Source organism: Streptomyces sp. NPDC037401 (assembly GCF_055602345.1).
In genome coordinates this window covers 106,179-114,360 of sequence record NZ_JBVJWO010000026.1, presented here as the reverse complement: position 1 = coordinate 114,360, position 8,182 = coordinate 106,179, and the positions used below count along the sequence as shown (strand labels likewise).

General features: G+C 69.4%; 6 protein-coding genes. 5 read left to right on the top strand and 1 reads right to left on the bottom strand.

The annotated features are described in order from the left end of the window. Positions 1-1,385: 1,385 nt before the first annotated feature. The 4 genes from ACZ7H1_RS25900 (at position 1,386) to ACZ7H1_RS25885 (ending at position 7,019) form a co-directional block, all read left to right on the top strand. Positions 1,386-2,630: a helix-turn-helix domain-containing protein gene (locus ACZ7H1_RS25900; RefSeq protein WP_470790125.1), complete on the top strand. Its 1,245-nt coding sequence runs from the start codon at positions 1,386-1,388 to the stop codon at positions 2,628-2,630. Between the two features lie 311 nt (positions 2,631-2,941). After that, a complete protein-coding gene (locus ACZ7H1_RS25895; protein WP_470790123.1) occupies positions 2,942-3,736 on the top strand; it encodes a TIR domain-containing protein in 795 nt (264 codons plus the stop codon). Continuing rightward, positions 3,733-5,730 (top strand): hypothetical protein, encoded by a 1,998-nt coding sequence (locus tag ACZ7H1_RS25890; RefSeq protein ID WP_470790122.1) that lies wholly within the window; start codon positions 3,733-3,735, stop codon positions 5,728-5,730. Before ACZ7H1_RS25895 ends, ACZ7H1_RS25890 begins: the two co-directional genes overlap by 4 nt. Continuing rightward, the gene (locus tag ACZ7H1_RS25885; protein WP_470790120.1) at positions 5,727-7,019 is read left to right on the top strand and encodes a hypothetical protein; all 1,293 of its coding nucleotides are present in this window, start codon (positions 5,727-5,729) and stop codon (positions 7,017-7,019) included. The genes ACZ7H1_RS25890 and ACZ7H1_RS25885 overlap by 4 nt, the downstream gene beginning before the upstream one ends. Before the next feature lie 121 nt (positions 7,020-7,140). Here ACZ7H1_RS25885 and ACZ7H1_RS25880 read toward each other — a convergent pair whose 3' ends face one another. Next, positions 7,141-7,497 (bottom strand): hypothetical protein, encoded by a 357-nt coding sequence (locus ACZ7H1_RS25880; RefSeq protein ID WP_362861861.1) that lies wholly within the window; start codon positions 7,495-7,497, stop codon positions 7,141-7,143. Between the two features lie 95 nt (positions 7,498-7,592). Between ACZ7H1_RS25880 and ACZ7H1_RS25875 the strand changes: the two genes are divergently transcribed. Next, on the top strand, positions 7,593-8,135 hold the full coding sequence (locus ACZ7H1_RS25875) for a hypothetical protein (RefSeq protein WP_470790118.1): 543 nt from the start codon (positions 7,593-7,595) through the stop codon (positions 8,133-8,135). Positions 8,136-8,182 lie beyond the last annotated feature (47 nt).

Below are 8,182 nucleotides of genomic sequence, written 5' to 3'. Positions count from 1 at the left end.
CAAGGTGCGGACGCTTCCTTTGTACTTACCCTCGCGGGCTTTCCTCCGGGCGCTTCCTTCGTTCTTGCGTTTCCGACTCTATCAGATCCTTTCGGCGTCTGATTCCCAGTCAGCGGGATTTGTCTTCCCGGCCGTTGGGCCGTTCCGACGAGTGAGACTCTAGCGGATTCCCACCCCCGACGCTAATCGGGCGGCTCGCGCTCAAATCTCGGGCGCGGCGGATTCCTTATTCCGCAAAAGCGCACGGAAGACAGAACGGCACGACAAAGCACCGTCGGTTTCTGTGGATCTTGCGGGATAACTGTCCGGGGCCGACCGGAGCCGGTGCTCACGTCGAACAGCTCGGAGAACATTACGGACCGGGGAACGCCGTGTCAACTTGCGGTGATGCCGAAGGGGTCGACTCCCGAGGAGTCGACCCCTTCCGACCTGCGTGAACCGCTCAGACGTTGAAGCGGAATGCCTGCGGCCCGCTCCTGACCTGCGGCGGAGCCCCGCCCAGGGCTCTGACCTGGGATTTCCTCGTTGGCATGCGTTGGATCCCGACGGCTGTTTACGGGTGTCCTGCGGACTCTCTGCGGACTGGCCGGGGTGCCGAGGCACTGAATTCCATGACACACCGGCCGGACGGTGAACGAGACTGCGCTGGCGAGCCACCGCTACCCCTGCCCCTGCTGCGGGCATCGCGTGCTCGACACCATGCCCGACTCCTAAGGGATCTGCCCCGTCTGAGTACGCCCGCCCTGCGGCCGAGGACGAGCCGCTCGACCCTGCCTGGCTCCCCATCGACTTGTCGCGCGACTCCTTCGAGGACGGGGACGCCGACGAACGCACCCCGCGGCCCGACGACCGCTCGGTGCTCTGCTGGCTCCCACCTTCTGCCGTCGCGACCACCCGGCATCATGACCTCGCACATCGAGGCTCTCGTCCAGCGCTCGACGGCAAGGCCGACGAGTCTTACGACGCCCGCGCGGAACTGATCTGGATCGACTCCTACGCCATCCCCGCCATCATCGACGGGCTCCCCTCCCTCGGCGGCTTCGGGCAGCTGACCGCTATCGAGGCCTTCGAGGAGGTGGGCGATCCCCGCTGCAGCCCTGCCCCACCCCCGCCACTCTCGATCGCTTCGCCCCGATCTGGTCGACTCCGGTCACGGCAAGGAACAGACGGCGAACAACAGAGAACAGAAGAGGCAACAGGCAACACCGTCGAACCCCGATTCGCGAGGCGCGCCTCGTGTCAAACTCGCTCTCGGATGCGAAGCGAAACGACTCCATCACGGCGGGTATCCGTCGCCGGTCTTCGTGTCGACCAGTGAACGTCGAACGAGAGTTCCAAGTGAGGGCATACGGCTCCCACGGTCGCCCTTCAAGGGGAGGTTAACGATGAGTGCAACTTTACGATTCGGCCCGGAACTTCGCCGTTTACGTCAGGGAGCGGGACTGACTCTGACCGAGTTCTCCGTGGCGCTCAACTACGACAAGGGGCACCTCAGCAAGGTCGAGCGCGGGGAGCGCTCCGCGTCCCCCGAACTAGCCCGCCGGTGCGACGCCTTCCTTGGCGCGAACGGCGAGCTGCAGCGCTTGGCCATCCACCCCGAGACCGACTCGGACACCACCGAAACCCCGGCCACCAGGAGCCTCTGGCTCGTCGGGCGCCGGGAGGTCCTCGCGGCTGGTACGGGGGCACTTATCGATCTCGGCCTCAAACTCGGGGGTCAGGCGTTCTCTGCCGCCGACCCCCTCCTTCCCTCCTTCCGAGCGCAGTTCGACCAGCTACGCAAGCTCGGCCAGTCCACCGCACCGAAGGTCCTGCTTCCCCTGCTGGAGACGCAGACGCGCATGGTCGCCGGACTGGCCGCCGACACCCCGTCCGCCACTCGGACCCCCGCGCTCCTACTCGCGTCGCGGTTCGCCGAGTTCACCGGCTGGATGGCTCAGGAGGCCGGGGACAGTGGCGCGGCGCTCGGCTGGACCGGTGAGGCCGCCGAACTGGCGCGCGCCGGGGGCGATCCGCACCTCGGTTCCTACGCGCTCGTCCGACGCGCCCTGGTCACGCTCTACAGCGGCGACGCAGCAGGCACCATCGCCTTGGCCCGCCGGGCTCAGAGCGACGAACTCCCGCCGCGCATCCGGGGACTCGCAGCCCAACGGGAGGCCCAGGGACACGCGCTCGTCGGCGACGAACGCGCCTGCCTCCGCAGCCTCGACAGGGCACGGGAGCTGCTGGACAGCGACGACGCCCGCAGCGGCGCCGAGCCCGTGATCGGAACCACCCACGTGAGCGATCCGGCGGCGATGACAAAGGGCTGGTGCCTGTACGACCTCGGTCGCCCCAAGGCCGCCGCCGAGGTCCTCGACCAGGAGTGCCGCCACCTCTCGCCGCACGCGCTGCGAACCCGCGCCAGGTATGGCTTCCGCAGGTCCTTGGCCCACGCCGCCTCCGGAGAGGTCGAGCACGCGTGCACGATCGCCGGTGAGCTCCTGGGGGTGATGCCGGCTGTGCCCTCGGTGACGGTGAACAGTGACGTTCGGCGTCTCGCGCGGGAACTCTCCCGGTTCCGGAGCAGCCGGGCCGTACGCGATCTGCAACCGTCGCTAGCGCGGGTACTCGCCCCCACACACGACTGACACCGGCTCGAGCCGCCCGGCTCGCCGGACTACCCGGTCCCTCCGGCCCTCCGGATCCCACGATCCCTGGCGGGACCCTCTGATCCCCGCCCGACGCGCCGCACCGCGCCCCCGTCTTCCGGCTGCCCGCGACCAGTGACGCGCCGGGCGGCGCACCTCTATCCAGACGTCCTCCCGTGGACGCGCCATGCCGTCACACGGTCGGGACCTCATGGCCCGGGCTGGGCGGGGCCTCGTGCCCCGGCCAGCAGCCCCCGCGCGCGGACCCATTCACCCCCGTCTTCTGTCTTCCTCTCACGAAGGGACCCTTCATGCCCGACGTCTTCGTCAACTACCGCACAGGCGATGAGGAATCCGCGGCGACCATGATCGCCCGGGAGCTCGCCCGGCGGTTCGACGACGAGCGGATCTTCTTCGCCAGCAACTCGATAGAGCTCGGACACCGCTTCCCGCTGGAACTGGTCAGGGCGGTGGAGGAGTGCGAGGCGCTCCTCGCCGTGATCGGACCGCGCTGGGCGGAGGTGCGGGGGGCCGACGGCCGCCCCGCCCTCGAAGCCGAACAGGACTGGACCCGTCGTGAGATCCAGACCGCGCTCGACCGCGGGATCCTGGTGATCCCCGTGCTCGTCGGAAAGGCCACGCGGATCGACCGCGCCGTCCTCCCGGACGACCTGCGGGAGCTGGCGGACTGCCAGTACAGGCGGTTCGACCACCGCAACGCCGAGTCGGACCTGACGGCGCTCGGCGATGCCCTCGCCCGGCTGCTGCCCGAACTTGGCGCGGTGGACCGCGACGCCCGTGCGGCGCGGGAGCGGGCGGAGACGAAGTCCCGCAAGAAGTCGGCCCAGGATGTCGGGGAGACGAGGATGCGGACGCGTGACGTCGAGCAGCGCGTGCGCGGCGGCATCGGAAACCTCAACGGAGACCTGTCCGGCACCTTCGTCAACGAGCCGCAGGGGCCCGTGAACACCGGTCGGGGCCACCAGTACAACGCCCCCCACTTCCAGGGCGACAACACCGGGGTCCAGTTCACCGCGGGCGACAACAGCGGTACGGTCCACCAGCGCTTCGAGCGCGAGCGCCGGCGCTCGGACGACGAGCGATGACCGAGCAGGAACGTGTCACCGTCAATGATCCGCGTGGCCCGGTGAACAACGGCATGGGGTCCCAGTACGTCTTTTACAGCGTCGGGGCGGATTGGATGATCCGCAAAGGGGTCGAGCCCCTCCGGATCGTCCGCGAGGACCGGGTGCGGCTGGCCGACCGGTTCGTTCCGCCGGTGGGCTACCGCGTCGCTGCCGACCGCCTGGAGAAGCCCGGATCGGTGGTACTGCTGGAGGCTCCGCCCGGCAGCGGCCGCCGCGCCGCGGCGATCATGCTGCTGCACGAGCTCGGTGAGGACGGGGGCGCCGACGAGGAGGGGGCCCGGTTCGAGGAGCTTCCCGCCACGGACAAGGACAAGGACGAGGACAAGGTCCCGCTCGCCCCCGGTGAGGGGGAGCGCTTCCTCCTCGACCTTTCCGGGATCGCCGATGAGGAGGCGTACGCCAAGGCCCAGCGCCGCCTGGCCGTGCGCCGGTCACAGGTCCAGGAGGCGGGGGCCCACATGGTCGTCGTCCTGCCGTCGGGCATGGAGCACGCCCACGCGCCGGACCTCGAACCGCACACGGTGAAGCTGGGGCGCCCCCGGGGCATCGCTGTCGTCACCCGGTACCTCCGCATGGACCGTATGACCTTCCGCCCCGCGGATCTGCGGGGTGCCGATCTCCAGCGCCTGTACGACCGCTCCCCCATGCGGGAACTGGCGCGGCTCGCGGGGCTGGTGAGGGCCGCTCGCGATAGCCGCCGGTTCGGCGCCGACTTCGCGGGATGGCTCGACCAGGCGATGCACGCGGTGACCGACCGTGCCGGTGAGGTTGGCCGACAGGTGGCCACGGTCCGCACCGCACCCGAGCGGGCACTGCTGCTTGCGACGGCGGTGTTCGAGGAGGCTCGCGCCGACACCGTCTACGAGGTGTGGCACGACCTGATGAGGACGGTGAGGCACGAGGAAGAGGCGACGACCGAGCTCGCGCGGACGGATTTCGGGGAGCGATTGGCAGCGCTCGGGATCGAGCGGGACTCGGCCGGACGGCTCCGCTTCGGGCAGTTGGCCTACGCCGACGCGGTACGGACGTACTTCTGGGCGAACTTCCCCGGGACGCGCGACGACCTCAGGGACTGGATCGGCCATGCAGCTGGGCTCCGCGGTCTGACCACCGACGACCGGATGAACGTCGTCGTCCGCTTCGGCGAGCAGTCATTGTCCGTCGGGCGGCCCGACCACCTCTTCGACCTCGTGGTCCGTTGGGCGGACCGCACGACCGGGGCGTCCTGCGACCCGCGAGCCGTAGCGGCCCTCGAGCTCGGTCTCAGTCATGAGGAGTTCGGGGGATGGTTCCGCAGGCGAATGTACGAGTGTGCAACGTCCGGCCCCTTGCCGGACGGTCTCGTCCGCGTCCTGACCGCCGCCTGCGTCCAGAGCCTCGGCGCGACACACCCGGATCAGGCGATGGTGCGGCTCCATTACCTCGCCGTACGGAAGGGGGAGGCGGCGAGGGAGGCCGGGAAGGCACTTCTCGACCTCGCCGGCCGCGACCGGCGGCTCTACCGGCTACTGATCGACCGGGTGCGGAACCGGACGCGTCGGGAGCCACGCAGGGCAGAGCCCCATCTCCGCCTGCTCACCGAGCTGTTGATGAGCGACCGGGCACCGGATCCGCCGCCATGGCCAGACCTGTTCCTGGGCTGGGGGACGGTTTTCTCCCAGCCGCCGACGGAGCTCTGGAGCCCCCTGGTGAGCAGCTGGCTGAACGCCGTGGCGGGCGACAGTACGCGGGAAATTGCGCTGAGCGTGATGGTCGGGGCGGCGCACGGGCGGACAGCCGCTCTCCACCGCCTCTACGCCGTCGCCTGCAACTGGGCGGGGTCCGCGCGCCACCCGTCCCGGGCGGCCGTCGCCGCCCACTTCTGGCAGCACATCGACCACGCGCAGTACGCCCGTACGGAGAGTACGGAGCGTGCGGGCGCCGGACCACGGACCGCGGAAGAGGCACGATGAAACACCGCTTTCCCAGCCTGCTTTTCGTCGCTCTCTGCGGCCTCGCACCGGCTGTACTCGGAAACCTCCTGCACTGGTCGGCTTGGCTGTGGGGCTTCATGTCCATGGTTACGACCTCGGGCTCCCTGTTGCTCGTGATGACGGTTCTCAGCGGTGGCCGCACGGCGGCCGATCCGTACGTGCCCAGGGAACCCGAGGTGCCCGCGGCGCCGACGGAGCAGCCGTACGAGGAGACGCGGGTGGTCGACGCGGCGCTGCCGAGCGCGACGGACGGCTACGACTTCCTCTTCTCCGCCACCGTGTGGTGGAGGCCGATCCCCGGCCACGCCGGGCGGTCCGACGGCGCCTCACCGGCCCTCGCCGTGTCCTCGGTCGTCAGCCGGGCCGTGGAGGTTGTCCGCCATGAGGAGCCCGGCCGGGCGAGCTTCGCGCGGTATCTCCTGGAGGGGGAACTGGGCGTCCCGCTCCCAGACCGGAGCGGACGGGTGAAGGCCCTGGCGGCGGATGTGACGCTGACTCTCGCCCCCGCCGACCGCGAGCGCCTGCGGAAGTTGAACGACCTTCGCAAGGACGAGGAAATCTGGGAGTACGAGCGTCAGCACGAGCGCAACAAGCGGCGCTACCTCGGTGACGACGTGCTCAAGAGCGCGGGCAGCGCGGTGGTGTGGTGGCTGGCCCGTCACGAGAACGAAATCGAGAAGGCGGTTGACATGATCGGCCCGCTCGCCCAGATCGCGGCGGCGGCCAACGACGAGGAGGTGCCTGAGCTCTTCCGTCACCTGCTCGTCCCGCCCGTGGGCGCGCGAAGCGAGGCGACCGTCGGGGGCCCACTGTGGGACGGACACAGCCAGGGACGAGGGGCGTTCGACCACGAAGAGGAAGTGGGGGTTTCGGATCGGCTGCTCCTGTTGCTGGCGGCGGTAGGCCTGAAGCCGGACATGGACGAGTACACGGTGTTCGTGCACCGTGTAGTGCGGAGCCTGGAAGCGGCCGGGCTGGACGAAGCCGCCGAGGAGATCAGGCGGCTCGTTCTCCCGGCACCCGACGAGGACGACGGCGAGGGGCCGGACGGCGGACTTTCGGGCGAGGGCTCCACGGGGGGCTCGCCGTTCACTGATGCGGCCGCAAGCACGTTCACGCCGGGGGCAGCGGAGAGCGGTGCGGGTGAACGGAACCACGGCTGGCAGGAGGCGCGCGAGGACGACATGGCACCTCCGTACTTCTGGGGCGCCTCGCAAAACCCGGACCGACCCGCCGCACCTCGCGCACGGGACGAGGACGGAAGCTGATCCGGTAGGCGGTCGGCTCTCCGAGGCTCCCCTTCACCGCACACCGCGGCGGGGAGCCTTTTCCTATCCCGAAAAAAGGGAGGAGCGGGAAGTCGCCAGAACCCGCACTCGATCCGAAGGGTCACGGCCGCAGCAGCCGAGCCTGCGGGTCGTAGCAAACGAGCCCCATCGATCCCGCGAGATCGGCAGCGTAGGCCGAAGCCTCCTCGGCCATGCTGTAGCGCATCGGGAAGTAGATGAACGGCCCGGACGCCTCGCCGATCAACGGCCCCGTCGACCATGGAGAGGTGTCCTCCTCATCCTCCGTGAGGTCCACCCATCTCGCCAGCAGCCGGGCGACGTACTCGGCGATACGTGGCGACGGCGGAAACTCTTCGGCCGTGTCGATGTAGCGGTCGTACAGCTGGGTGCAGACCTTGCCCGCGATCACATCGTCGCGAGGTCTGTCGCCCTCCCACACCGCCAGGTCATAGCTCATGGCCGCACACTGCCACGGCCCACTGACAGCACCCTCCGGCTTCGCGCCACCACTCGGCGGAACCCTCTGTCCGACGACGCTGTTACGTTCCGCCCATGACCGCATCAGACGCTCTGCTCCGCTGGATCGAGCAGAACCCATCTCTGGCCGCCTCGCTCGTCTGTCCCGGCGACTTCGACATCGACCGTCGGGACCCCATAGACGACCTGGTCCTTCCCGCGGATGCACCGCTGCACCCGATAGCCGGCTGCGGCGCCGACGGCACGTACTACCTGTGCGGGAAAGCTGGGGCCGAGGAAAGGCCCGTGCTGTACGCCGACTCCGAGGGCCGGGCCACTCTGATCGGCGCTGACCTCGTCGAGGCCGTCACGCTCATCGTCGTGCTGCCCTTCTGGCGGGACGTGGCGAACGGCTTCGCGATCAGCGAGCTGCGATCGGAGCTCCACGCCGACCACCCCGACTTCGACGCCGAGCGCGACCGACTCCTGTACGCCCTCGGACTCGCCCCCACCTCCGAAGAGGAAGCTGCCGCCCGACTGTTGACCGTCGCGGCACGAACGGCCCCGAACTACGTACCGTCCGTTCCGGACGACGAACACCTGCCATACGAGCTCCTCTTCGGAGACAGCGTCGGATAGCGACGCGTCCCCCTTTGGTCGGGATAGCAGCACTCTCAGTTCGCTGC